This is a genomic window from Micromonospora acroterricola, assembly GCF_003172955.1.
GTDB lineage: Bacteria > Actinomycetota > Actinomycetes > Mycobacteriales > Micromonosporaceae > Micromonospora > Micromonospora acroterricola.
Genome location: NZ_QGKR01000195.1, coordinates 79,452 through 103,631 on the forward strand (window position 1 = coordinate 79,452; position 24,180 = coordinate 103,631).

Below are 24,180 nucleotides of genomic sequence, written 5' to 3' on the forward strand. Positions count from 1 at the left end.
GTTGACGGAACGGGAGCGTCAACTTATGGTTGACGCATGACGGATCCACTCCAGATCACCGGTACCGTTCGCCTCGACGATCTGATCCAGGCGATCAAGAAAGCGCACAGCGATGCGCTCGACCAGCTCACCGACGCGGTGATCGCCGCCGATCACCTGGGGGACATCGCCGACCACCTGATCGGTCACTTCGTCGACCAGGCCCGGCGCTCGGGCGCCTCCTGGACCGACATCGGCCGCAGCATGGGGGTCAGCAAGCAGGCCGCCCAGAAGCGCTTCGTGCCGAAGGCCTCGACCGATGCGGCGGCGCTCGACCCGAACGCGGGCTTCGGCCGGTTCACGCCTCGCGCCCGCAACGTGGTGGTGGCCTCGCAGGAGGAGGCTCGGGCCACCGGCCACGCCGAAATCGGCCCCGAACACCTGGTGCTGGGCCTGCTCTCCGAGCCCGACGGGCTGGCCGCCAGGGTGATGGCTGGTCGGGGCGCCTCCCCGGAGGCGGTGCGGGAGGCGGTGGGCGCCGCCCTCCCACCGCCGGCCGACCAGGTGCCGGATCTCATCCCGTACGACGCGCGCGGCAAGAAGGCGCTGGAGCTGACCTTCCGGGAGGCGCTGCGGCTCGGGCACAACTACATCGGCACCGAGCACATCCTGCTCGCCCTGCTCGAGCAGGAGGACGGCTCTGGTGTGCTCACAACCCTCGGCCTGGAGAAGGCGGCCGTCGAGGCCGACCTGTCCGCCGCCCTCGCCGCGGCCGTCCAGCAGAAGTGACCTCCCGCGTTCAGGGCGTCGGGAAGCCGTAACGCAGGGCGTGCTCCGGGTCGGCCGGGTCGATCTGGCGCACGCCCGCGTCGGCGAGGCGCTTGTTGACCTCGTCGAGTCGCTCACGCACCAGTCGAGCCTCCTCCTCGGTGACCCGTCCCCGGTGCGGCTTGCCGGCGTGGTCCAGCGTCCCGTAGTCGATCTTCTCAGCGCTCTTGCGGGTCTTCGGGGGCCGGACCCGCTCGGCCGTCTTCAGTAGCTGCGCCATCGGCACGTCGGTGGCCATCGCGTCGAACTCGCTGGCGGTCAGCACCACCCGTCGCGGCTCGCCGCCGCCGTGACGGTCATGGATCTCGACGACCGCCACGTCCAGCGCGGCGTCGTCGATGTTCTCCACCTCGGCCGGGGTGGCGTCCAGTTGCACGGGCCCGGCGACGAGGTCCGGGTGCTCCAGGACGACGATGCGGACCACCTCGTCGTCGTCCTGCAGGGCGGTGCCGGTGAAGTCGGAGACGTGGATCGTCTTCTTGCCCATGCGCGGAGCTTCTCCTGTCGTAGGCCGGGGTGCCGGACCAGAAGAAATTACCCGACAGGTGTGCGAACGCCAGCGCTGGACGGCCCGGGTGTGTCGCGGTCGGCGCCCGCCGGGTCAGCGGGTGTTGAGGCCGCGCCGGCTGGAGCGGCCCGCCGGCAGCTTGTTCAGCTCCGCCCAGGGCAGGGCCTCCGTCGCGCTCGTCGCGCGGGCCCCGTGGTACCGCGCTTGGGCCGGAAAACGTCCGGCGGCCTCCGCTGCCCGCCAGAGTCGCTCGGGGTCCTGCTGGTAGCGGTCGTTCGGCTGAATCGGCATGCCCAATACCGTCCCAAAGAAAGGTGTCCATGTATGGAAATAGATATGACGGTCGATAGGTACGCCCGGTTCCGGCTGATGGGCGCGTCGAGCTGACGGTCGACCGGGCCGTACCCCGTGCGCCCCGTCGGTAATCGACCGGATCCGCGACTTGACGAAGAGTGACGATTGTCGCTCGACTCAATACCCCCGGGGGGTATATGGTCCCGGGCATGGAGAACACGAATCCCACCCGACTGGCCATCGCCGCGACCCTGCACTGCCTCACCGGCTGCGCCATCGGCGAGGTGCTCGGCATGGTGATCGGCACCGCGCTCGGCTGGTCCGACCTGGCCACCATCGCCCTGGCGGTCGCCCTGGCGTTCGTCTTCGGGTACGCCTTGACGATCCGCCCGGTGCTGCGCTCGGGCCTGCCGCTGGGCCGGGCGATCCGGGTTGCCCTGGTCGCCGACACGCTCAGCATCGCGGTGATGGAGTTGGTGGACAACGGCGTCATGCTGGCCGTCCCCGGCGCGATGCGGGCCGGCCTCACCGACCCACTGTTCTGGGGCAGCCTGGCCGGCGCGTTGGCGGTGGCCTTCGCCGTCACCGTGCCGGTGAACCGTGCGCTGATCGTGCGGGGGAGGGGACACGCGGTGGTGCACCAGCACCACCACGGCGGGCACCACCGCGACGCCCCGGCGGCGTCCTGACCCGGCGAGCCCGGCCCTTGGGGGATCGTCCGCCGGGCCGGGCCGCCCGGCGTACGGTGATCCACGAGGGGCCGGGTGACGGGGAGGTGCGCATGCTCGACCGGCGGCTCCAGCTGCACCTGGCCACCTGGCTCGGCCAGTGGCCGGCCGGGCCGGGGCTGCACGTGATCGCCTCGCACCGGCGGGCCAAGCCGGCCTGGGACGGCCGGCTGCGCCCGGCGCTGGCCGTGGACACCGGGCAGAGCGGCGTGCTCTCCGTGCCGCCGGACCGGGTCGCGGCGATCCGCGCACTGCTCCAGCGGGCGCCGGACCAGCTGCTTCCGCGGCTGCCGGAGGCTGTCGGGCTGCCCGACTGGTGCGTGCACGACGGCCCCTTCCGGTGGACCCTGGCCCCTGCGCCGCTGCCCGACGTGGGGGAGTGGACCGAGCCGACCGCCCCCGGGCTGCCGGCCTGGCTGCGGCTCTTCGACCGGCCGGTGCTGGTGGTCCGCGACGCGGACGGCGCCTACCTGGCCGGGGCCGGGATCAAACGACATGACGCGTACGGGCGGGAGCTGGCCGTCGGCACCGTCGCCGCCGCCCGAGGTCGCGGCCTCGCCCGTCGCCTGGTGGCACAGGCGGCCCGGCGGGTGCTCGACGAGGGCGCGGTGCCCACCTACCTGCACGAGCGGGACAATCACGCCTCGGCCCGGGTCGCCGAGGCGGCTGGTTTCCCCGACCGGGGCTGGCGTGCGTACGGGGTCTACCCGCGCTGAGCAGCCGTCCGTGTGACGGCGGATCCGGGTGGGTAGGGGTGCCGGCATGGCAGCGACCCAGGCACCCGAACCGGATCCCGTGCCCGATCCCGGCGCCACCTCCGCCACCTCGCCCGGTGACGGCGCCCCGCCCGGCGCCGATCCGGTGGCGCAGCCGGCCCGGCGCCCGGACCGCACCCGTTTTCTCTACCTTGCCGTGATCCTGGCGGTCCTGGCCGGTATCGCGGTCGGCTTCCTCTGGCCGGAGTTCGGCAAGTCCCTGGCTCCGCTGGGCACCGGGTTCGTGGCGCTGATCAAGATGATGATCGGCCCGGTCATCTTCTGCACCATCGTGCTCGGGGTCGGCTCGGTCCGCCGGGCCGCGCAGGTGGGCAAGGTCGGCGGGCTCGCCCTCGGCTACTTCCTGCTGATGTCGACGGTCGCGCTCGCCATCGGCCTGGTGGTCGGCAACCTCATCCACCCCGGCTCCGGCCTCCAGCTCAACGACGCCCTGGCCGGCGCCGGGCAGCAGGCCGCCGAGGGCGAGGCGGAGGGGACGGTCGACTTCCTGCTCGGCATCATCCCGACCACGCTGTTCTCCGCGCTGACCGAGGGGGACGTGCTCCAGGCGCTGCTGGTCGCGCTGCTGGTCGGTTTCGCCGTGCAGAGCCTGGGCCGGCGGGGCGAGCCGGTGATCGCCGCGATCGGCGTACTCCAGCGGGTGGTGTTCAAGGTCCTCGCCATGATCATGTGGCTGGCGCCGATCGGCGCGTTCGGCGCGATCGCGGCCGTGGTCGGCGCCACCGGGGTGGACGCCTTGAAGAGCCTCGCGCAGATCATGCTGGGCTTCTACGCCACCTGCCTGATCTTCGTGCTACTGGTGCTCGGCGCGCTGCTCTGGCTGGTGGCCCGGATCTCGATCTTCTCCCTGCTGCGGTATCTCGGCCGGGAGTTCCTGCTGATCGTCTCGACGTCGTCGTCGGAGTCGGCGCTGCCGCGGCTGATCGCGAAGATGGAGCACGTCGGCGTGAGCAGGCCGGTCGTCGGGATCACGGTGCCGACCGGTTACTCGTTCAACCTGGACGGCACCGCGATCTACCTGACCATGGCGTCGCTGTTCATCGCCGACGCGTTGGGCAAGCCGTTGTCGGTCGGCGAGCAGGTGTCGCTGCTGCTCTTCATGATCATCGCGTCGAAGGGAGCCGCCGGGGTCACCGGCGCCGGCCTGGCGACCCTCGCCGGCGGGCTCCAGTCCCACAAGCCCGAGCTGGTCGACGGGGTCGGGCTGATCGTGGGCATCGACCGGTTCATGTCGGAGGCGCGGGCGCTGACCAACTTCGCCGGCAACGCGGTCGCCACCGTGCTGGTCGGCACCTGGACCGGCGGCTTCGACCGGGGCCGGGCCAACCGGGTGCTGCGCGGCGAGGACCCGTTCGACGAGGCCACCATGCTCGACGAGGACGCCGCGCACGACGGGACCGTCGTCGACGAGCGGAACGCCGACCCGGCACGGGTGCCCGCGCAACGCTGAGCTTCCGTCGCGGGGCGCGGACCGTGGATCCCGGGCCGGATCCACGGTCCGCAACCTTCCCCCAGGTCCCGGTTTCGGGTGACCGGCCGCGCGACGGGCGGGCCGGTACGTGCCGATCACGCTACGTATCGAGCAGGCTCGGTGCAAGGTGCGAGCTGTCGGTTCGGAGTGTCGAGTAACGGACTTGACCTGGATCGCAGTGCTCCGGGTGTCCGGCGAGGCGTGGTGACGCAGAGTGCGGGCGGACCGGGAACCCGGCGTCAGCCGGCCAGTCCGAGCACCTCGGCGGCCGCCCGGCCGTTGGCGTGGCTCGCGCCGTACGTCGTGACGAAGGCGCGTACGCCGGCCGGGCGCCACTGCGCCGGCCAGCCCATCTCCACCACGGTCACCGGATGCTCCGCGGCCAGGCGGTCGATCAGCTCCGGGCCGCCGGGCAGCCGGTGCAGGTGCCGCCCGACGAGCACGATCGGCCGGTCACCGGCCAGCCCGCGCAGCGTCGCCGTGTCGGTCTCGGCGGCGATCACCCGGACCTCCTGCACGCCGTCCAGGTGGGGGCCGAGACCCCACGGCACCCGCCCCTCGGCCATGGTGGACTCGGTGTGCAGCTGCACCACCAGCGGCTGGTCCATGCCGGTGAGCACCCCGTCCACCCGGACCGCCCGGCGCGCCGCGGCGTACCCCAGGTCGGTGTCGGGGGTGGCCGGCGACCCGCCGGCGGCCCGGGTCCAGGCGGCGAGGGCGGCGGCGCGGCCGGCCGCCTCCTCGACACGGGCGGTCGCCAGCCGGCCGTCGGTGAGCGCGTCGACGATCTCGGCGGCGACCCGCTCGACCAGCTCGGCGTCGACCTTCGCGCCGATGCAGAGCAGGTCCGCGCCGGCGGCCAGGGCCCGGACCGCGGCCGGCCCCACACCGCCGGCCGCCAGGGCGGCGCCCTTCATTTCCAGCGCGTCGGTGATGATGGCGCCGGTGAAGCCGTACTCGGTGCGGAGCAGGTCGACCAGGACGGCCCGGCTGAAGGTGGCCGGTCCGGTGCCGGTGAGTGCCGGCACCCGGATGTGCGCGGTCATCACCGCGCGCGCCCCGGCGGCGACGACCGCGGCGAACGGCGGCAGGTCCCGCTGGCGCAGCAGGCCCAGCGGGACGTCCACGGTGGGCAGCTCGTGGTGGGAGTCGGTGACGGTGGCGCCATGGCCGGGGAAGTGCTTGGCGCAGGCGGCGACACCGGCTGCCTGCAGACCGGTCACGGCGGCGGCCGAGTGGGCGGCCACCCGCACCGGGTCCGCGCCGAACGACCGGGTGCCGATCACGGGGTTGTCGTCGGCGGAGTTCACGTCCACCGTCGGGGCGAGGTTGACGGTGATGCCGAGCGCGGCCAGTTCGGCGCCGATCGCCTGGTAGACCCGTCGGGTCAGCGCCACGTCGCCGATCGCGCCGAGGGCCGCGTTGCCGGGGTACGGGCTGCCGGTGGCGTGGGCCAGCCGGGTCACGTCGCCACCCTCCTCGTCGATGGCGATCAGCACGTCCGCCCGACCGGCGCGCAGCGCGGCCGTGCTCGCCGCCACCTGGGACGGGTCGTGCACGTTGGTGCCGAACAGGGTGTGCCCGGCCAGTCCGTCGGCCACCAGGTCGACGGCCCAGTCGGGCGGGACCGGTCCCGGGTACGCGGCGAGCAGCGTGCCCAGCGCGAGCCGGCGCAGTCCTGGATCGAGCCCCACGTGATCTTCCCCCTTCGGTACCCACGGGTACGGATGTCCTACCGGCGGTGGTCATCGCCCTGCCGGGTCGGCCGAGCGCTCCGCCCCCGGGTGGCCGATACGCTACGGCTACCCGTTCGCAGGTCGGTTTACAGTTAGCAAAGTTTACTAAAACACGAGGACGTGGCATGAGTGCGACCCGGCTGCCCGGCACCCCCCGCCTGTTGCGGGCGCTCAACGACCGTGCCGCGCTGGAACTGCTCCTCGAGCGTGGGCCGCTGACCCGGGCCCGGCTCGGCGAGCTGACCGGGCTGTCCAAGGTCACCGCCTCCCAGCTGGTCGAGCGGCTGGAGGAGCGAGGCCTGGTCACCCGCGTCGGCGAGCAGGCCGGCGGGCGGGGGCCCAACGCCCAGCTCTACGCGGTACGTCCGAGCAGCGCCCACGTGGTCGGTGTCGACGTGGGGCCGGACCGGGTGGTGGCCGCCTGTGCCGACATCACCGGCGCCGTGATCGGCCGGGTGGAACAGTCCACCCGGGACACCGACGACCCGGTGGGAGTGGTGCACAACGCCGTCGTGCAGGCCGCGAGCAGCGCCCAGGCGCAGTTGAGCAGCGTACGGCGGATCGTGCTCGGCACGCCGGGCCTGGTCGACCCGCACACCGGCGACATCACCTTCGCCTTCAACCTGCCGCGCTGGCACAGCGGCCTGCTGGCGGCGCTGCGCGACGACCTGCACACCCCGGTCGTCTTCGAGAACGACGTCAACCTGGCCGCGGTGGCCGAGGCGCAGTCCGGGGCCGCGCAGGAGCTGGCCGACTTCGTGCTGGTCTGGGTGGGCGCCGGTGTCGGTCTGGCGATCATGCTCGGTGGGCGCCTGCACCACGGCAGCAGCGGTGCGGCCGGCGAGATCGGCTACCTGCCGGTGCCCGGCGCGCCCATCCCGCGTGACGTCTCCCGTCGCGCCAAGCCGGCGTTCCAGCAGTTGATCGGCGGGGACTCGGTGCGCGCGGTGGCCCGCGAGCACGGCTACCCGGACGCCGACGCCGCCGAGGCGGTCCGCGCGGCCGTCGCCGACGGCGACGGTGGTGGCCCCCTGCTCGACGAGCTGGCCCGCCGGCTCGCGCTCGGCGTGGCCAGCACCTGCGTGGTGCTCGACCCGCCGCTGGTGGTGCTCGCCGGCGAGGTCGGCCAGGCCGGTGGTGCCGCGCTCGCCGACCGGGTGCAGCAGGAGGTCGCGGCGATCACGCTGGTGCGGCCCCGGGTGGTGCCCACCGGGCTGACCGAGGAGCCGATCCTGCGCGGAGCGCTGCGCACCGCGCTGGACGCCGTCCGCGACGAGGTGTTCGGCTCCACCGTCGGCTGAGCCCGCTGGGGCGGTCATGTGAAGGAATATTTCACCGCCGGCCGGCGTGCTGCAAGCTCTTGCCGCAACCGCGTGGGCCTGCCGGGCCGCCCGGACCAGGCGGGCGGCCCCGCCGCGACTCAGATCAGGTCGCGGCGACGGAACACGGCGAACGCCGCCGCGGTCAGCCCGCCGGTGAGCACGAGCAGCACCACCAGCGACGGCGCCCAGGTCAGCGTGTAGAACCCCTCGCAGTAGCCGCCCCCCGTGTAGCCGGCGCAGAGCCGGCTGTCGTAGAACCTCGCCTCACCGCTCAGCCAGGCTCCGATGTGGCTCGAGAGCATCAGCTGGTCCGGGCGACGGGCGTCGACGATTTCCAGCACCAGCCGGGCGCCCAGCTCCCAGACCACCGCGTACGCGGCGACGGCGCCGAGCGCCGCCGAGGTGTGCCGGCCCAGCGTGGCGATGGCGAAGCCGAGCACGCTGGCCAGCAGCACCAGCACCAGGCCACGCCCGTGCACCGCGCCCAGCGAGCGCCAGAACTCGTCGCCCAGCTGGCCGGCCAGCCCGGCCGTCTGCCCGATCACCCAGAACGTGGCGAGGTAGACCACCGAGGCCGCCACGGCCAGCGCCAGCACCGTGCCGAGCAGGGTGCCCAGCTTCGCGCCGAGCACCGTCATCCGGCGCGGCCGCCAGAGCAGCAGGTTCACCACACCGCCGGAGTTCAGGTCCGCGCCGATGTAGGAGGCGCCCACCAGGAACCCGAACAGCACCAGGAACGCGATGAGGAAGTAGAGCAGCGGGCGGGCCTGCTGGGCGAAGCTGAACACCCCGGGGAGGAAGTCCGCGGCGATCGGCAGCCGGTCCCGCAGCGTCGGGTCCATCTCCGAGCAGTCGGAGGGGAAGTACTGGTCATTGTCGCTCGGCGGGAGCGTGCCGTTCTGTCGGGCCAGGCACTGCTGGTAGCTGTCCTCCATGCTCTGCCGCGCCTCGGCGGCCTGGGCTCGCGCAGAGCTGAGCTCCTCCGCACTCGGCTTGTGCGAGCCGGCCAGGGTGGTCGCGGCGGTGACGCCGAACGCGAGCACCAGCAGGACGACCATGAGCTGCACGAAGCGACGTGCGGACAGCCGCTCCACCTCGGCACGGACCAGGTTCACGCGTCCACTCCCCGTACGTCGAGATCGGTCACAGCGCCGCCCGCGCCGCCGGGCGGCAGCCCCGAGTCGTCCACCTGCCGGGGCACCGACGGATGCCCGGCAGCGCCGGTCAGCTCCAGGAAGACGCTCTCCAGGTCCGGCCGCAGCGGGGTCAGCTCGCCCACCCACAGCCCCTGCTCACCGAGCACCCGGCTGATCACCGTCGGGTCGGTCACCCCGCCCACCACCAGCGCCTCGCCGTCCACGCTCGCCGTCAGGTCGGCCGTCTCCAGCAGCTCGACGGCGCGCTCCGGCTCGGCGACCCGGACCAGGAACTCGTGCCGGTCGTGGCCGGCCAGCACCTCGTCCACCCGGCCGGCCGCCACCCGCCGCCCCCGGGAGATGATCGTGACGTGGTCGCAGATCAGCTGAATCTCGGCCAGGATGTGACTGGACACCAGCACGGTCACCCCGGCCGCCGCCAGCGACCGCATCAGGTCCCGCATCTCCCGGATGCCGGCCGGGTCCAACCCGTTCGCCGGCTCGTCCAGGATGAGCAGCCGCGGGTCCTTCAACAGCGCCGACGCCACCGCCAGGCGCTGCTTCATGCCCAGCGAGTAACCCTTGACCCGCTCGTCGCCCCGGTCGCGCAGGCCCACCGTGTCCAGCACCTCGTGAACCCGGGCGATGGGAACCCCTCCGGCCCGCGCGAGGAGCCGCAGCGTGCGGTACCCGGTGAAGTTGCCGAAGAACTGCGGGCTCTCCACGATGGCGCCCACCCGGCCGGCCACCCGGGGCAGCAGCTGTGGCGACGGCTCACCGAGCACCCTCATCCGCCCGCTGTCGGCCCGGACCAGCCCGAGCAGGGCACGCAGCGTGGTGGTCTTGCCGGAGCCGTTCGGGCCCAGGAACCCGTGGATCTGCCCCGCCTCGACCAGCAGGTCGAACCCGTCGACCGCGACCCGCCGGCCGTTCCGGAGGCTGTGGAAGGTCTTGCGCAGACCCTCGATCTCGATGACCGCGCTCATCCGCGCGGCTCCGTACGTCGACGGGGCATGAGCCGTCCTCCGGGTGTGGTGATCAACGACACGGCGCTTCACCCTATGACCGGGACGCCGCCCGTGGGGGGCACCGCGGCGCTGCGTGGTTGGATGGTCCGGTGACTGGTGACCTGATCCCCGGCGCTGCCGGCGCCGCGCCTGCCGCCGCACCCGTGGACCCGGATCTGGTGGTCAGCCTCGACGGCGTCGGTGTACGCCGCTCCGGCACCGCCCTGCTGCAGGACCTGACCTGGCGGGTCGAGCTGGACGAGCGCTGGGTGGTGCTCGGGCCCAACGGGGCCGGCAAGACCACCCTGCTCAACCTCGCCGCCGGCCGACTGCACCCCACCACCGGTGTCGCCCACGTGCTCGGCGAGCGGATCGGCCGCACCGACGTCAACGAGCTGCGCACCCGGATCGGCCTCTCCACCGCCGCGCTCGCCGAGCGGCTGCCCGCCGAGGAGCGGGTCAGCGACGTGGTGGTGACCGCCGCCTGGTCGGTGGTCGGCCGCTGGCGGGAGAGCTACGACCGCGGCGACGAGGCGCGGGCACGGGCGCTGCTGAGCCAGCTCGGCATCGGCGGCCTCGCCGAACGCCGCTACGGCACCCTCTCCGAGGGCGAGCGCAAGCGGGTGCAGATCGCCCGCGCGCTGATGACCGACCCGGAGCTGCTGCTGCTCGACGAGCCCGCCGCCGGGCTCGACCTGGGCGGGCGCGAGGACCTCGTCGCCCGGCTGGCCGAGCTGGCGTACGACCCGGACGCCCCGGCCCTCGTGCTGGTCACCCACCACGTGGAGGAGATCCCGCCGGGGTTCACCCACGCGCTGCTGCTGCGTGAGGGTGGGGTGGTCGCTCAGGGCCTGCTCGCCGAGACGCTGACCGGCGACAACCTCTCCAAGACCTTCGGCCTGCCCCTGGTGGTCGAGCGGTCGGGCGACCGCTACACCGCCCGCGCCGCCTGAGCGCGCGACAGGGCGGGAGGTGACCGTGCCGCAGACCCGGGTGGTTGTGGTGGGCAGCGCCAACATGGACCTGGTGGCGATGGCGCCCGCGCTGCCCCGGCCGGGCGAGACCATGCTCGGCACCGACTTCGTGATGGTGCCCGGCGGCAAGGGCGCCAACCAGGCCGTCGCCGCGGCCCGGGCCGGCGCGTCCAGTTCCTTCCTCGGCGCGATCGGCTCCGACGCGTTCGGCGTCACGCTCCGGGCCCGGATCACCGCGGCCGGTGTGGACACCGGCCAATTGCGGGTGGTCTACGGCGCCTCCGGGGTGGCGCTGGTGATGGTCAACGCGCAGGGGGAGAACGCCATCGTGGTGACCCCCGGCGCGAACGACGCGCTGACCGGCCTCACCGACGAGGAGCTGGCCACGGTACGCGGGGCGGACGTCCTGGTCGCCCAGCTGGAGATCCCGGTGCAGACGGTGGCCGAAGCCGCCGTGGCCGCCCGCGCGGCCGGCACCCGGGTCATCCTGAACGCCGCCCCCGCCCGCGATCTCCCACCGGAGCTGCTCGCCGCGGTCGACCTGCTCGTCGTCAACGAGGGCGAGGCGCGGGCGTTCACCGGCCGGGGCCGGGAGGAGCCGCGGGCGCTGCTCGACCTGGTGCCCCGGGCCGTGCTCACCCTCGGCGGCGAGGGCGCCTGGTACGTCGACCGGGAGGGCACCGAGGTGCACGTGCCCGCCGTCCGGGTCGACGTGGTCGACTCCACCGCGGCCGGCGACGCGTTCACCGCCGCGCTGGCCGTCGGCTGGGGCGAGGGACGCGACCTGGTCGACGCGGTGCGCTGGGCGTCGGCTGCCGGCGCGGCCTGCGTCCGCCGGCTCGGCGCCTCGGTGGCGCTGCCCCGCCGTGCCGAGATCGACGAGCTGTACGCCCCGGGCTGACCCCAGTGGCCCACCCCGGCCGGCGAGGGCTCAGCCGACCAGGTCGTCGCTGAGCTTCTCGCCCCGCCGGCGCAGCATGCCCAGGCCCGGGATGCCGGCGACGGCGAGCTTGAGGTCGCGGGTGACGTCGAGCAGGTCGTGCAGGTCGGGCCCGACGCGGTCCAGGGTGGCCAGGATCGGCAGGATGTCCGCCGTCAGGTGCTCCTTGAGCTTGGGCAGCTCGTCGATCAGGCGGATCGCCGCGGTGACCTCCTCGTGGCTCAGCTCCCCGACGAACCGCCCGGCCATCGGCGCGGCCCGCCGCAGTGCCGGCTCGTACGCCGCCAGCAGCTCGGCCGCGGTGGCCGCCGCCTCGGCCGCGGTGCCCACGGTGGCCGCGGCCAGGCGGGCGACCTGATCAGCCTCCCGGACCACCACGGCTGCGGCCGTCGCCACCTCGGTGGCGGTGTCGATGGCGGTGGTGGCGGCGGCGCTGATCACGGCCACCTCGCGGACCGCCGTGTCGGCGTCGGTGAGCACCTGGTCGGTCCGGTCCAGCGTCGTCTCGATCCGGTCCACCACGCCGTTGATCCGGGCCAGCAGCGCCTCAACCCCGTCCAGCACCGCGAACGCGCGGGCGGGCACGGCGGCGAATGAGGCGGCCGAGCCGAGCGCCTGGTCGAGGGCGGAGCGGGTCAGGCCGACCATCGCGGTGGGTGTGGGGAGAGGAATCGCCATGGGATCAAGTGTGCGCCGGCTGCACCACAACCGCCCGACGGCGCTCGGCCGGCGCGGCGGCCTCGGCCCGGCGGCTGGTCACCGATGATCCCCCTGCTGCTCGACGGCGCGTTGCACCGCCCGGTAGATCTGCCCGAACCGTAGCGCGTCCGGGGTGCGCAGCAGCAGCTGCTCGCGGCCGTGGTGCTGCACCCACAGCTCGTGCACGTGGCTGCCGCGCTCGTAGGAGCGGTCCAGCCAACCGAGGGGGATCTCGAGGAACGGGGTCAACGCCAGCGCCCCCACCGCGCAGGCGGCGAGGACGATCAGCGCCATCTTCCAGTTGCCCCGGTCCTGCGCCGTGTAGGCCAGCGAGAGCACACAGACCAGCCCGACCAGCGGGGGCAGGGAGAGCAGCAGGACCAGGACTCCGCGACCGAGCACCCGGCCGCGTACCGCGAGCGTCTTTCGGCCGCGGGCGTGCCAGACGTACGTCACGTCGGAGAGGGCGACCACGTGACCGCCCGCCCGGATCGACTCGGAGGTCACCTGCACCGCGTCGTCCCGGTAATAGAGGGTCATCACTAACCCTAACCACCGGCCGGCAACCCGTACCCCTCGTGCGGTTCCGCTCGACCTGCTGCCGGACGAGCCCATGCGGTTCTGAGCGGGGACCGCTATCGGCGGTTGCCGGGGCGGGCTGGTTGGCTGCGTTCGGCCGCGCGCTGCACCGCCCGGTAGATCTGACCGAAGCGCAGTGCGTCGCCGGTGCGCAGCAGCCGTACCGGCTGGCCGCGCCAGCGTGCCCAGATCTCCAGTTGCCGGCTGCCGCGGGCGTACGAGCGGTCCAGGTGTTCGAAGAGGAAGTCGGCGATCGGGCCGACGGCCAGCCCCACCAGCACCGAGGCGCCGACGATCGCGATGGTCACGGTGGGCGAGCGGTGCAGCCAGACGGCCACGCCGATGCCGAGCACGGCCGCGACCAGCGGACCGGCCAGCGCGGCGCCGATCGCACCCCGCCCGACGAGGACCCGCCAGGAGCGGCTGCCCCGGCGGTGCCAGATCATGGTGATGTCGGCGAGCGCGTAGCTGCGGCCGTCCACTCGGACGGCGGTGGAGGTGACCTGCACCGACCTGTCGTCGTAATAGGTGATCATGCTGGACTCCCGCCCGCGGGGCTGACACCAGACTACTTACCCCAACGAGCCGGGTCGTAAGGTTGGCACGCGACTTCGACGAGGAAGTGAGGGCAGCGTGGGCGAGTTCGTTCGGCTGGAGACCAGGGACGGCATCGGCACCATCCGGCTGGAGCGGCCGCCGATGAACGCGCTCAACACCCAGGTGCAGGAGGAGTTGCGCGCCGCCGCGACGGCGGCCACCGCCGACCCCGGGGTCCGCGCCGTCATCGTGTACGGCGGAGAGAAGGTCTTCGCCGCCGGCGCCGACATCAAGCAGATGGCCGAGATGTCCTACGTGGACATGGCCGACCGCGCCGCGAACCTGTCCAGCGCGCTCGGCGCGATCGCCCGGATCCCCAAGCCGGTGGTCGCCGCGATCACCGGCTACGCCCTCGGAGGCGGCTGCGAGCTGGCGTTGGCCTGCGACTGGCGGGTGGTGGCCGAGGACGCCAAGCTCGGCCAGCCGGAGATCAAGCTGGGCATCATTCCCGGCGCTGGCGGCACCCAGCGGCTGGCCCGGCTGGTTGGTCCGGCGCGGGCCAAGGATCTGATCATGTCCGGGCGGATGGTGGACGCCGAAGAGGCGCTGCGGATCGGCCTGGCCGACCGGGTCGTCCCGGCCGCCGAGGTCTACGAGGCGGCGGTCGCGCTCGTGACGCCGTACGTGAACGGGCCGGTGCAGGCGCTGCGCGCGGCGAAGCTGGCGGTCGACGGCGGCCTGGACATGGATCTGAACTCGGGCCTGGCCTGGGAGAGTCAGCTCTTCGCGGCGCTGTTCGCCACCGACGACCGGCGCGAGGGCATGGCTGCGTTCGTCGAGAAGCGCAAGCCGGGCTTCACCGGCCGCTGACCGGTCGGGGCCGGCGGTCCGCGCCGCCGCCCGACGGTGAGCCGAGAACGGTTCACATTCTTCCTACCGGCCAGTAGCGTGTGACTCCGGTCAGGAGCGACGAAGGGGAGCGGCGATGGCGGAGCGGATCGAAGGTCACGGCGGGGAGCTGGCGCTCGCGGCGCTGCGGGCGTACGGGGTGCGCGAGATGTTCACCCTCTCCGGTGGCCATGTCTTTCCCCTCTACGACGCGGCGCACAAGAGCGACTTCCCGCTCTACGACGTGCGGCACGAGCAGTCCGCCGTCTTCGCCGCCGAGGCGGTGGCGAAGCTCCAGCGCCGTCCCGGCCTCGCCGTGCTCACCGCCGGCCCTGGCGTCACCAACGGCATCTCCGGCATGACCAGCGCTTTCTTCAACGCCTCCCCGGTCCTGGTGCTCGGCGGCCGGGCGCCGGCGTTCCGTTGGGGCTCGGGCAGCCTCCAGGAGATGGACCACCTGCCGCTGGTCGCCCCGGTCACCAAGCACGCCGAGACGGTGTTCAGCACCGACGACATCCCGCGCGCGGTGGGCGCGGCGCTCACCGCGGCGCTCACCCCGCACCGCGGGCCGGCGTTCCTCGACTTCCCGCTGGAGACGGTCTTCTCGGTCTCCGAGGCCGACCTGCCCGCCCCGACCGGCATCGACCCGGTCGAGCCGGACCCGGACGAGGTCGCCCGGGCCGCGACGCTGATCGCCGCCGCGCAGCGGCCGGTCATCATCGCCGGCTCCGACGTGTACGCCGGCGACGCGGTCGCCGCGCTGCGGGAGGCCGCCGAGGCGTTGCAGGTGCCGGTCTTCACCAACGGGATGGGCCGCGGCTCTTTGCCCCCCGAGCACCCGCTCGCCTTCGCCAAGGCCCGCCGCGCCGCGCTCTCCGGCGCCGACGTGGTCGTGGTGGTCGGCACCCCACTGGACTTCCGGCTCAGCTTCGGTGACTTCGGCGAGGCCAAGGTGGTGCACATCGTCGACGCGCCCAGCCAGCGGGCCGGGCACGTGCAGCCGGCCGCCGCACCCGCCGGCGACCTGCGCCTGATCCTCTCCGCGCTCGCCGATCACAGCGGCGACCGGGCCGACCACAGCGGCTGGATCGCCGACCTGCGCGGCGCCGAGGACGCGGCCCGCGCCCGCGACGCGGCGGAGATGGCCGCCGAGACCGACCCGATCCGGCCGGCGCGGATCTACGGCGAGCTGCGCCGGGTGCTGGCCCGCGACGCGATCACCATCGGCGACGGCGGCGACTTCGTCTCGTACGCCGGGCGGTACCTGGAGCCGGCCCAGCCCGGCACCTGGCTGGACCCGGGCCCGTACGGCTGCCTGGGCACCGGCATGGGCTACGCGATGGGCGCCCGGGTCAGCCACCCGGACCGGCAGATCTGCGTGCTGATGGGCGACGGCGCCGCCGGCTTCTCGCTGATGGACGTCGAGTCGCTGGTCCGCCAGAAGCTGCCGGTGGTGATCGTCGTGGGCAACAACGGCATCTGGGGCCTGGAGAAGCACCCGATGCGGGCCATGTACGGCTACGACGTCGCCGCCGACCTCCAGCCGGAGCTGCGCTACGACACCGTGGTCAGCGCGCTCGGCGGCGCGGGGGAGACGGTCGCCAAGGCCGCCGACCTGGGGCCGGCCCTCCAGCGGGCGTTCGACGCCGGAGTGCCGTACCTGGTGAACGTGCTCACCGACCCGACCGACGCGTACCCCCGGTCGTCGAACCTGGCCTGAGTCGCACCCGTCGCCGCGCCGTCGCCCCCACCGGGCGGCGGCGCGGCCTCTTCCCGCAGCTAAATCAGCGGAATCTCCGCGCCGGTCGTCGTAACGTCAGCCGGGGACCGGCGGGATGTCAGCCCTGTCGCCCATGGTGGTGTCCCCACCGGAGACGACAGGAGTTGCGATGAACCACGCGATCCGCGCCGAGGGCCTGGTGCGGCGTTTCGGCGCCACCACCGCCCTCGCCGGAGTTGACCTGGCGGTCCCGACCGGGACCGTCTTCGGCCTGCTCGGGCCGAACGGCGCCGGCAAGACCACCGCCGTGCGGGTGCTCGCCACCCTGCTGCGCGCCGACGAGGGGCACGCCACGGTCGGCGGCTTCGACGTCGTCCGCGACGCACACCGGGTCCGTCAGCTGATCGGCCTGACCGGCCAGTACGCCTCGGTCGACGAGACCCTGACCGGCGCGGAAAACCTGCTGCTGATCGGGCGCCTGCTCGGGCTGAGCAGGGCCGACGCCAAGCGGCGCGCCCGTCAACTGCTCGCCGACTTCCAGCTCAGCGACGCCGCCGACCGGGCCGCCAAGACCTTCTCCGGCGGCATGCGGCGCCGGCTGGACCTCGCCGCCAGCCTGGTCGGCCGGCCGCAGGTGCTCTTCCTCGACGAGCCCACCACCGGCCTGGACCCGCGCAGCCGCAACGACCTGTGGGACATCGTCCGTGCCCTGGTCTCCGACGGGGTGACGGTGCTGCTCACCACCCAGTACCTGGAGGAGGCCGACCAGCTCGCCGGTGAGATCGCGGTGGTCGACCACGGCCGGGTGATCGCGCAGGGCACGCCGGAGGAGCTGAAGGCCAAGACCGGAGGTCAGACCCTGACCGTGCGGCCGGCCGACCTCGTCGACCTGGGCACCGTGACCGCCATCGCCGCCGAGGTGTCCGGCGCGACGCCCGAGGTGGCCCAGAACGCGGTCACCGTCGCGGTGAACGACCCCGGTGTGCTGCCCGCGGTGGTGAGCCGCCTCGACGCGGCCGAGATCGCGGTCGCCGAGCTGGCGCTGCGCGGCGCCAGCCTGGACGAGGTCTTCCTCTCCCTCACCGGCCACCGTGCCGAGGACGCCCCTGCCGACACCGACCTGGAAAGGACTCCGGCATGACCGCCGCGACCCTCACGCCCGCGTTGACGCCGACCCGCCGGCTCAGCCCCGCCGCCGGGCTGCGGCACACCTTCACGCTCGCCTGGCGCAGCCTGGTGCAGATCAAGCACAACCCGATGGAGCTGCTCGACCTGAGCATCCAGCCGGTGATGTTCGTGCTGCTGTTCACCTACGTCTTCGGCACCGCCATCGCCGGCTCGTCCGGTGAGTACCTGACCTTCATGCTGCCCGGCATCATGGTGCAGAACGCGCTCTTCGCCACGATGACGACCGGGTTCGGGCTGAACAACGACCTCACCAAGGGGGTCTTCGACCGGCTCCGGGCGCTGCCCATCGCCCGGTGGGCGCCCCTGGCCGGCCGCATCCTCGCCGACACCGTCAAGCAGGCCTGGTCGATCGCGCTGCTGCTGGGCGTCGGCTCGATCCTGGGTTTCCGGGTCGGCAACGGGCTGCTCGGGGTGGTCGGGGCGTTCGCGCTGCTGCTGGCGTTCACGCTGGCCGCGTCGTGGATCTCGGTGCTGGTCGGCGTGCTGGTGAGCGAGCCGGACAAGGTGCAGATCTTCGGCTTCATGGTGATCTTCCCGCTGACCTTCACCAGCAACATCTTCGTGCCCACCGACCGGATGCCCGGCTGGTTGCAGAACTGGGTGGAGGTCAACCCGGTGACCGTGGTGGCCGACGCGCTGCGCGGCCTCCTGGTCGGCGGGCCGGTGGCCGGCCCGGTGCTCCAGACGCTGCTCTGGGGCGCGGGCATCGCGGTGATCTTCGCGCCGCTGGCCGTACGGGGGCTCAAGCGTCGAGTGTGAACCGCGGCGGCACCGCGTTCACACCTCCGGCCGGTCGCCCTCGCGTGGCGGCTCACCGTCGCGGCGGCGCAGGTCGTCCTCGCGACGCCGCAGGTCTTCCTCCCACCGGCGGAAGAGCTCCTGGTCCTGCTGCTCGGCGCGATCCTGCACGGAGCGCAGGAACTCCGGGTCGTCGTCGGGGGCGACCGGCCGGCGCGGCGGTCGACCGGCGGAGCCGGTGCCGGACGGCCAGGCCTTGCGGGTGCCGGAGCCGGGCTGCCGGCCGGCGACGAACCAGGCGATCGACCCGACCAGCGGGAAGAAGAGGATGATCAGCACCCACGCGATCCGGGGAAGGGCGCGGATCTGACCCTCCTCGGCGGAGAGGCAACTGATCAGCGCGCAGACGGCGAGGACGATCTGCGCCAGGAAGAGGAGGACGTACAGCCGGGCCATGCACCCATCATGGCGCACCGCGTCCCGTCACCACAGTCCGCGAGCCACCAGCAGCACGCCCAGCAGCGCGAGCCCGACGGTGGCCAGCGCGACCAGGGGCAGCGTCCGGCCGCCGACGCCTGCCGGCCCCGTGCCGGTGCCCCGGGGCCAGCAGAGCACGAGCGCCGCCCCCCAGACCAGCACGACGACGCCGGCGATCAGCGCATCGGCCGGGTCGCCGGTCGACCCCAGCCGGACGGCCAGCGCGGTCACCAGGCTCAGCGCGAGCGCCGTACGCCGCCAGGCCAGCCGGGTCCGTTCCGGTTGCAGCCCCGGGTCGCGCCCGGCGCCCACCGGCCCGATCGAGCCGCCGGTCACGACGCGCCGATGGCCCGGACCAGCACCGCGACCACCAGCAGCACCGCGCCGGCTCCGACGGCGAGGGCGAGGACGGCGGGGAAGCGGGACGCGGGCAGCTCCTGACCGAGTCGGATGGCCCGTTCGATTCGCGCCCAGTGGTCCACCGCGCGGACCGCGACGGTGCCGCCCAGCAGCAGCAGCGCGACGGCGATCACCTCTCGCAGGTGGGACACGGGCAGCGGCGGCAGGAACTGCGCGGCGGCCAACCCTCCGCCGACCAGCGCCAGGCTGGTGCGCAGCCAGGCCAGGAAGGTCCGCTCGTTGGCCAGGGAGAAGCGGTAGTCCGGTGGCTCGCCGACCGAGCGCAGGTCCGCCGGGTCGAACCATCGCCTGATCGCCTCCCACACGCTGCCGATTATCCGCTTCCCCTCCCGCTTAGCCTGGGCCCGTGACTGATCTCGACGTGATGACGCTGCGCACCGCCTACGACAACCAGCTCCGCCCGGAGATCCCCGACCCGGTCCCGGCCGGGGTGACGGTGGAGCGGGACGGGCCGTTGGTCCGGATCATCGGGCTCGACGCCGGCGGGTTCCTCACCTACCGGGACCTCGGCGGGTTGACCGGCGACGCGCTGGACGAGCTGATCGCCCGGCAGGTGGAGCTGTTCCGCGAGCGCCGTCAGTCGGTGGAGTGGAAGCTCAACGAGCACGACGAGCCGGCGGACCTGGCGGACCGGTTGCGCGCCGCCGGCTTCGTGGCGGAGGAGCGGGAGACCGTCGTGATCGGGCCGGTCGCGCCGCTGGCCGCCGCGCTGCCGGTCGTCCCCGAGGGGGTACGCCTGCGCGAGGTGACCTCCCGGACCGATCTGGAGCGGATCGCCGCCATGGAGGAGGAGGTCTGGCAGGAGGACCGCTCGCGCCTCGTCTGGGGGCTGGCCAAGGAGATCGACGCCGACGCGCACTCGATCACCGTGGTGGTGGCCGAGGCGGACGAGACGGTGGTGAGCGCCGGGTGGGTGCGCTTCCCGCGGAACACCGGCTTCGGCACCCTCTGGGGCGGTTCCACGCTGCCGCAGTGGCGCCGCAAGGGCATCTACCGGGCGCTGGTCACGTACCGGGCGCGGCTGGCCGACCAGCGCGGCCGGACGCTGTTGCAGGTCGACGCGTCCGAGGACAGCCGGCCGATCCTGCAGCGGCTCGGTCTCGTCCCGGTCACCACCACCACCCCGTACGTCTACACTCCGTGATCATGGAGCGGTTGACGGACGAGGAACGGCTGACCCTCAAGACCGGTGCGTTCGGGGCCGTCTTCCTGGTTTCCAACGCCGACCCGGGCATGCTCGGGGTGATCCGGGAGAGCGTCGCCGCGTCCGGCGCGTTGGCCGACGCCAGCGGGGTGGTCAAGGAGGCGTTGACCACGGGCCCGATGCCCCGGTTGCCCCGGGACTCGCAGTTGGAGATCGAGTCGGTGGTGCTGCCGGCGCTCGACCGGGCGGTGCGGATCCTGCGGGAGAAGTCACCGGCGGACGTGGACGCGTACCGCTCGGTGGTGTTGACCGCGGCGGACCGGGTGGCCCGGGCGCACGACGGGGTGGCGCCGGCGGAGGCGGCGGTCATCGACCGGATCCGGGGTGCGCTGGCCGAGCCGGCCTGACCGGGCCGGCCTCGCTGCCGGCGCCGGTGAGCTGTGTCACTCTGAGTGCCCCGGGAGCCGCAAGCTACTGGCAGGTAACATTGCGCCGTGGGAAACCGCACAGCACCCCGCGGTTGACCTGGCGTCGGCCGACGCGCGAGGCTGCGCCCGAGACCGGGCGAGCGAATCGCAACACCACACAGGAGGGTCGTCGAAGCGCGATGAATATCGTCGTACTCGTCAAGCAGGTGCCTGATTCGGGCGCGGACCGCAACCTGCGCAATGACGACAACACCGTCGACCGCGGCTCGGCGAACAACGTGATCAACGAGATGGACGAGTACGCCATCGAGGAGGCGCTGAAGATCAAGGAGGCGCACGGTGGCGAGGTCACCATCCTGACCATGGGTCCGGACCGGGCGACCGAGTCGATCCGCAAGGCGCTCTCCATGGGCCCGGACAAGGCCGTGCACGTGGTGGACGACGCCCTGCACGGCTCCTGCGCGGTGGCCACCTCGAAGGTGCTCGCCGCCGCGCTCGGCCAGCTCAACGCCGACCTGGTGATCTGCGGCGCGGAGTCGACCGACGGTCGGGTCCAGGTCATGCCGCACATGATCGCCGAGCGGCTCGGCGTCGCGGCGCTCACCGGCGCCCGCAAGCTCACCGTCGACGGCGCCACGCTGACCGTCGAGCGGCAGACCGAGGAGGGCTACGAGGTGGTCACCGCCGCCACCCCGGCCGTGGTCTCCGTCTGGGACACCATCAACGAGCCGCGCTACCCCTCCTTCAAGGGCATCATGGCCGCGAAGAAGAAGCCGGTGCAGACGCTCTCCCTGGCGGACCTCGGCGTCGCGCCGGCCGAGGTGGGCTTCGACGGCGCCACCAGCGCCGTGGTCGAGCACACCAAGCGCCCGCCACGCTCCGGCGGCACCAAGATCACTGACGAGGGCGAGGGCGGCGTCAAGCTGGTCGAGTTCCTCGCCACCGAGAAGTTCGTGTGAGAGCGGGGTCTGGACATGTCTGAGGTTCTCGTCGTCGTCGAAGCCACCAAGGAATTCGGCGTCAAGAAGGTCACCCTGGAGATGCTCACCCTCGCCCGCGAGCTGGGCACCCCGAGCGCGGTGGTGCTCGGCGGCGCCGGCGCCGCCGAGGCGCTGAGCGCCAAGCTGGGCGAGTACGGCGCGGAGAAGATCTACGCCGCCGAGGGTGACGAGATCGACGGCTACCTGGTGGCCCCCAAGGCCACCGTGCTGGCCGAGCTGGTCCGGCGGGTGCAGCCGGCCGCCGTGCTGCTGGCGTCGGCCCAGGAGGGCAAGGAGATCGCCGCCCGGCTCGCCGTGAAGCTGGACAACGGCATCCTGACCGACGTCGTCGGCCTGGACGCCGACGGCACCGCGACCCAGGTCGCCTTCGCCGGCTCCACCATCGTCAAGGCCAAGGTCACCAGGGGCCTGCCGCTGGTCACCGTCCGACCGAACTCGGTCAACCCGAGCCCGGCGGCGGCCACCCCGGCAATCGAGCAGCTCACGGTGTCGGTCACCGACACCGACAAGCTGGCGAAGGTCGTCGACCGGGTCGCCGAGCAGAAGGGCTCCCGCCCCGAGCTGACCGAGGCCGGCGTGGTCGTCTCCGGCGGTCGCGGCGTCGGCAACGCCGACAACTTCAAGCTGGTGGAGGAGCTGGCCGACCTGCTCGGTGGCGCCGTGGGCGCGTCCCGCGCGGCCGTCGACTCCGGCTTCTACCCGCACCAGTTCCAGGTGGGCCAGACCGGCAAGACGGTCTCCCCGCAGCTCTACGTCGCGCTCGGCATCTCCGGTGCCATCCAGCACCGCGCCGGCATGCAGACCTCGAAGACCATCGTCGCGGTCAACAAGGACGGCGAGGCGCCGATCTTCGAGCTGGCCGACTTCGGCGTGGTGGGCGACCTGTTCAAGATCGTCCCGCAGGCCGCCGAGGAGATCCGCAAGCGCAAGTGACGCGGTACCGACGAAGCCGCCGCCCGGACCACCGGGCGGCGGCTTCGTGTCGTCATGGCCCTTCCCGAGCGGGAAAGGGAGCTGATCGGCGGGCCGGGGAGCTGAGCCGGCCCGCCGATCAGCCCGTCAGGGTGCCCCTCGACAGGCTGTCGCCGCAGTGGCGGGTGTTGTTGCCGTACCGCTCGGCGGAGACGTCGACCACCGAGTAGGACCTCAGGTCGACATGGGGGGCAGGGGCAGCAGGGCGTCCGCGTCGGCACCGAGGGTGCCCACCGAGAACATCTGCATGGTCGTCGGGTTGATGAGCCAGACCTCGTAGTACCCCGGCACGCGCGGGAGATTCGCCACGTGCGGATGTAGTTGGCCGTTCTGGAAAACTCGCGCGTCACCCGTGCCCACGACACCGATCGCCGCGGCGGCGCCCTTCCCGCCCCGGCTGTGCCAGGTAGAGCGCCGGTCGCGGGTTCCGGCCGTCAACGGGGTCCCCTCCGGCATTCGGCTCCCGACCTGACGGCCGTAGGCTGAACGGCGATGGCTTACCTGGATCACGCGGCGACCACTCCGATGCTCGACGAGGCACTGGAGGCGTACGTCGCCACCGCCCGCGAGGTTGGCAACGCGTCCTCCCTGCACGCGTCGGGTCGCCGTGCCCGCCGCCGGGTGGAGGAGTCACGCGAGCGCGTGGCCGCGGTGCTGGGCGCCCGGCCGTCCGAGGTGATCTTCACCGGTGGCGGCACGGAGAGCGACAACCTCGCGGTCAAGGGCATCTTCTGGGCGCGGCGTGGCGGCGCCGCCGACCGCCGACGGGTCGTCTCCAGCGCCGTCGAGCACCACGCGGTGCTGGACGCGGTCGACTGGCTGGCCCAGCACGAGGGAGCCGAGGTCGGCTGGCTGCCGGTGGACGCCGCCGGCCGGCTCGACCCGAGCGACCTGCGCGCCGAGCTGTCCGCGCACGCCGACCGGGTGGCCGTGGTCACCGCGATGTGGGCGAACAACGAGGTGGGCACCATCCAGCCGGTGACCGAGCTGGCCGCCGTCGCCGCCGAGCACGGCGTGCCGTTCCACACCGACGCCATCCAGGCCGTGGGCCAGGTGCCGGTCGACTTCGCCGCCAGCGGGGTCGCCGCCCTGACCGTCACCGGGCACAAGCTGGGTGGCCCGACCGGGGTGGGCGCGTTGCTGCTCGCCCGGGACGTGGCGGCCACGCCGCTGCTGCACGGTGGCGGCCAGGAACGCGACGTCCGCTCGGGCACGCTGGACACCGCCGGCATCGTGGCCTTCGCGGTCGCCGTCGAGGCGGCGGTGAAGGGCCAGCAGGAGTACGCGGCCCGCGTGGCCGCGCTCCGCGACGACCTGATCGAGCGGCTCCGCCGCGCGGTCCCCGAGGTGGTCTACAACGGTGACCCCGTCGACCGGCTGCCCGGCAACGCGCACTTCTCCTTCCCGGGCTGCGAGGGCGACGCCCTGCTGCTCCTGCTCGACGCCCAGGGCATCGCCTGCTCGACGGGTTCGGCCTGCTCGGCCGGGGTGGCCCAGCCCTCGCACGTGCTGCTGGCGATGGGCGCCGACGACGACCGCGCCCGCTCCTCGCTGCGCTTCACCCTCGGCCACACCACCACCGAGGCCGACATCGACGCCCTGATCGCAGCCCTCCCGGCGGCCGTCGACCGAGCCCGCCGAGCCGCCGGGAGGGCTGCGATCAGGGCGTCGATGTCGGCCTCGGTGGTGG

General features: G+C 73.3%; 27 protein-coding genes and 1 pseudogene. 16 read left to right on the forward strand and 12 right to left on the reverse strand.

Annotated features, from left to right (window positions below; all coding sequences use genetic code 11):
* Positions 1 to 36: 36 nt before the first annotated feature.
* Positions 37 to 768 carry a Clp protease N-terminal domain-containing protein gene (locus tag DKT68_RS14945; RefSeq protein ID WP_109818009.1) on the forward strand — a complete coding sequence of 244 codons (732 nt, stop codon included), beginning with the start codon at positions 37 to 39 and terminating at the stop codon, positions 766 to 768.
* A gap of 10 nt (positions 769 to 778) precedes the next feature.
* On the opposite strand, the gene DKT68_RS14950 is transcribed toward DKT68_RS14945, so the two are convergent.
* Together DKT68_RS14950 and DKT68_RS14955 are read right to left on the reverse strand one after the other, a co-directional pair.
* A complete protein-coding gene (locus DKT68_RS14950) occupies positions 779 to 1,294 on the reverse strand; it encodes a hypothetical protein (RefSeq protein WP_109818010.1) in 516 nt (171 codons plus the stop codon).
* Positions 1,295 to 1,408: 114 nt separating this feature from the next.
* The gene (locus tag DKT68_RS14955) at positions 1,409 to 1,606 is read right to left on the reverse strand and encodes a DNA repair protein (protein ID WP_109818011.1); all 198 of its coding nucleotides are present in this window, start codon (positions 1,604 to 1,606) and stop codon (positions 1,409 to 1,411) included.
* A 212-nt stretch (positions 1,607 to 1,818) separates the two neighbouring features.
* Between DKT68_RS14955 and DKT68_RS14960 the strand changes: the two genes are divergently transcribed.
* The 3 genes from DKT68_RS14960 to DKT68_RS14970 all read left to right on the forward strand — a co-directional run bounded on the left by DKT68_RS14960 (position 1,819) and on the right by DKT68_RS14970 (position 4,563).
* The gene (locus DKT68_RS14960; RefSeq protein WP_236646902.1) at positions 1,819 to 2,298 is read left to right on the forward strand and encodes a DUF4396 domain-containing protein; all 480 of its coding nucleotides are present in this window, start codon (positions 1,819 to 1,821) and stop codon (positions 2,296 to 2,298) included.
* 92 nt (positions 2,299 to 2,390) lie between these two features.
* Positions 2,391 to 3,053 (forward strand): GNAT family N-acetyltransferase, encoded by a 663-nt coding sequence (locus DKT68_RS14965; protein WP_109818035.1) that lies wholly within the window; start codon positions 2,391 to 2,393, stop codon positions 3,051 to 3,053.
* 46 nt (positions 3,054 to 3,099) lie between these two features.
* Entirely contained in the window at positions 3,100 to 4,563 is a 1,464-nt protein-coding gene (locus tag DKT68_RS14970) for a cation:dicarboxylate symporter family transporter (protein ID WP_201749043.1), read from the forward strand.
* A 260-nt stretch (positions 4,564 to 4,823) separates the two neighbouring features.
* On the opposite strand, the gene DKT68_RS14975 is transcribed toward DKT68_RS14970, so the two are convergent.
* Positions 4,824 to 6,278: a glycoside hydrolase family 3 N-terminal domain-containing protein gene (locus DKT68_RS14975; RefSeq protein WP_109818013.1), complete on the reverse strand. Its 1,455-nt coding sequence runs from the start codon at positions 6,276 to 6,278 to the stop codon at positions 4,824 to 4,826.
* A 167-nt stretch (positions 6,279 to 6,445) separates the two neighbouring features.
* Between DKT68_RS14975 and DKT68_RS14980 the strand changes: the two genes are divergently transcribed.
* Complete coding sequence (locus DKT68_RS14980; protein ID WP_109818014.1) at positions 6,446 to 7,621, forward strand: ROK family transcriptional regulator; 1,176 nt, start codon at positions 6,446 to 6,448, stop codon at positions 7,619 to 7,621.
* 119 nt (positions 7,622 to 7,740) lie between these two features.
* Here the strand turns inward: DKT68_RS14980 and DKT68_RS14985 are convergent, their stop codons facing one another.
* Both DKT68_RS14985 and DKT68_RS14990 read right to left on the reverse strand, forming a co-directional pair.
* Complete coding sequence (locus tag DKT68_RS14985; RefSeq protein WP_109818015.1) at positions 7,741 to 8,757, reverse strand: ABC transporter permease subunit; 1,017 nt, start codon at positions 8,755 to 8,757, stop codon at positions 7,741 to 7,743.
* Positions 8,754 to 9,764 carry an ABC transporter ATP-binding protein gene (locus DKT68_RS14990; RefSeq protein ID WP_109818016.1) on the reverse strand — a complete coding sequence of 337 codons (1,011 nt, stop codon included), beginning with the start codon at positions 9,762 to 9,764 and terminating at the stop codon, positions 8,754 to 8,756. Before DKT68_RS14990 ends, DKT68_RS14985 begins: the two co-directional genes overlap by 4 nt.
* 131 nt (positions 9,765 to 9,895) lie before the next feature.
* On the opposite strand from DKT68_RS14990, the gene DKT68_RS14995 reads away from it, so the two are divergent.
* Complete coding sequence (locus tag DKT68_RS14995) at positions 9,896 to 10,738, forward strand: ABC transporter ATP-binding protein (RefSeq protein WP_109818017.1); 843 nt, start codon at positions 9,896 to 9,898, stop codon at positions 10,736 to 10,738.
* 25 nt (positions 10,739 to 10,763) lie between these two features.
* On the forward strand, positions 10,764 to 11,660 hold the full coding sequence (locus DKT68_RS15000) for a ribokinase (protein WP_109818037.1): 897 nt from the start codon (positions 10,764 to 10,766) through the stop codon (positions 11,658 to 11,660).
* A gap of 30 nt (positions 11,661 to 11,690) precedes the next feature.
* On the opposite strand, the gene DKT68_RS15005 is transcribed toward DKT68_RS15000, so the two are convergent.
* The 3 genes from DKT68_RS15005 to DKT68_RS15015 form a co-directional block, all read right to left on the reverse strand.
* Positions 11,691 to 12,377, reverse strand: coding sequence for a hypothetical protein (locus DKT68_RS15005; protein WP_109818018.1), 687 nt, complete (start codon positions 12,375 to 12,377; stop codon positions 11,691 to 11,693).
* A 78-nt stretch (positions 12,378 to 12,455) separates the two neighbouring features.
* Positions 12,456 to 12,938, reverse strand: a complete 483-nt coding sequence (locus DKT68_RS15010) for a DUF6232 family protein (RefSeq protein WP_109818019.1) — start codon at positions 12,936 to 12,938, stop codon at positions 12,456 to 12,458.
* 95 nt (positions 12,939 to 13,033) lie between these two features.
* Complete coding sequence (locus DKT68_RS15015; RefSeq protein ID WP_109818020.1) at positions 13,034 to 13,513, reverse strand: DUF6232 family protein; 480 nt, start codon at positions 13,511 to 13,513, stop codon at positions 13,034 to 13,036.
* A gap of 97 nt (positions 13,514 to 13,610) precedes the next feature.
* Between DKT68_RS15015 and DKT68_RS15020 the strand changes: the two genes are divergently transcribed.
* The 4 genes from DKT68_RS15020 to DKT68_RS15035 all read left to right on the forward strand — a co-directional run bounded on the left by DKT68_RS15020 (position 13,611) and on the right by DKT68_RS15035 (position 18,069).
* Complete coding sequence (locus DKT68_RS15020) at positions 13,611 to 14,384, forward strand: enoyl-CoA hydratase-related protein (RefSeq protein WP_109818021.1); 774 nt, start codon at positions 13,611 to 13,613, stop codon at positions 14,382 to 14,384.
* A gap of 115 nt (positions 14,385 to 14,499) precedes the next feature.
* Complete coding sequence (locus DKT68_RS15025) at positions 14,500 to 16,122, forward strand: acetolactate synthase (protein ID WP_109818022.1); 1,623 nt, start codon at positions 14,500 to 14,502, stop codon at positions 16,120 to 16,122.
* A gap of 169 nt (positions 16,123 to 16,291) precedes the next feature.
* Positions 16,292 to 17,263, forward strand: coding sequence for an ATP-binding cassette domain-containing protein (locus tag DKT68_RS15030; RefSeq protein WP_109818023.1), 972 nt, complete (start codon positions 16,292 to 16,294; stop codon positions 17,261 to 17,263).
* Positions 17,260 to 18,069: an ABC transporter permease gene (locus tag DKT68_RS15035; protein WP_109818024.1), complete on the forward strand. Its 810-nt coding sequence runs from the start codon at positions 17,260 to 17,262 to the stop codon at positions 18,067 to 18,069. The genes DKT68_RS15030 and DKT68_RS15035 overlap by 4 nt, the downstream gene beginning before the upstream one ends.
* Positions 18,070 to 18,087: 18 nt before the next feature.
* On the opposite strand, the gene DKT68_RS15040 is transcribed toward DKT68_RS15035, so the two are convergent.
* Genes DKT68_RS15040 through DKT68_RS15050 form a run of 3 tightly spaced genes read right to left on the reverse strand, consistent with a single transcriptional unit; the run spans position 18,088 to position 19,250 of the window.
* Entirely contained in the window at positions 18,088 to 18,504 is a 417-nt protein-coding gene (locus tag DKT68_RS15040; protein ID WP_109818025.1) for a PLD nuclease N-terminal domain-containing protein, read from the reverse strand.
* A gap of 27 nt (positions 18,505 to 18,531) precedes the next feature.
* Entirely contained in the window at positions 18,532 to 18,861 is a 330-nt protein-coding gene (locus DKT68_RS15045; RefSeq protein ID WP_236646903.1) for a DUF202 domain-containing protein, read from the reverse strand.
* Positions 18,858 to 19,250, reverse strand: a complete 393-nt coding sequence (locus DKT68_RS15050) for a YidH family protein (RefSeq protein ID WP_109818026.1) — start codon at positions 19,248 to 19,250, stop codon at positions 18,858 to 18,860. The genes DKT68_RS15045 and DKT68_RS15050 overlap by 4 nt, the downstream gene beginning before the upstream one ends.
* A 41-nt stretch (positions 19,251 to 19,291) precedes the next feature.
* Between DKT68_RS15050 and DKT68_RS15055 the strand changes: the two genes are divergently transcribed.
* From DKT68_RS15055 to DKT68_RS15070, 4 genes are all read left to right on the forward strand, one after another.
* Positions 19,292 to 20,089, forward strand: coding sequence for a GNAT family N-acetyltransferase (locus tag DKT68_RS15055; RefSeq protein ID WP_109818027.1), 798 nt, complete (start codon positions 19,292 to 19,294; stop codon positions 20,087 to 20,089).
* A gap of 2 nt (positions 20,090 to 20,091) precedes the next feature.
* Positions 20,092 to 20,496 (forward strand): hypothetical protein, encoded by a 405-nt coding sequence (locus DKT68_RS15060; RefSeq protein ID WP_109818039.1) that lies wholly within the window; start codon positions 20,092 to 20,094, stop codon positions 20,494 to 20,496.
* Between the two features lie 200 nt (positions 20,497 to 20,696).
* Positions 20,697 to 21,476, forward strand: a complete 780-nt coding sequence (locus tag DKT68_RS15065) for an electron transfer flavoprotein subunit beta/FixA family protein (RefSeq protein WP_109818028.1) — start codon at positions 20,697 to 20,699, stop codon at positions 21,474 to 21,476.
* Positions 21,477 to 21,491: 15 nt separating this feature from the next.
* Positions 21,492 to 22,451: an electron transfer flavoprotein subunit alpha/FixB family protein gene (locus tag DKT68_RS15070; RefSeq protein WP_109818029.1), complete on the forward strand. Its 960-nt coding sequence runs from the start codon at positions 21,492 to 21,494 to the stop codon at positions 22,449 to 22,451.
* Positions 22,452 to 22,569: 118 nt separating this feature from the next.
* On the opposite strand, the pseudogene DKT68_RS32700 reads toward DKT68_RS15070, so the two are convergent.
* A pseudogene (locus DKT68_RS32700) lies at positions 22,570 to 22,841 on the reverse strand (anti-sigma factor); the annotation flags it as partial.
* 141 nt (positions 22,842 to 22,982) lie between these two features.
* Between DKT68_RS32700 and DKT68_RS15080 the strand changes: the two are divergent.
* Positions 22,983 to 24,180, forward strand: a 1,198-nt coding sequence (locus tag DKT68_RS15080) for a cysteine desulfurase family protein (RefSeq protein WP_109818040.1), incomplete at its 3' end; no start/stop codon positions are given.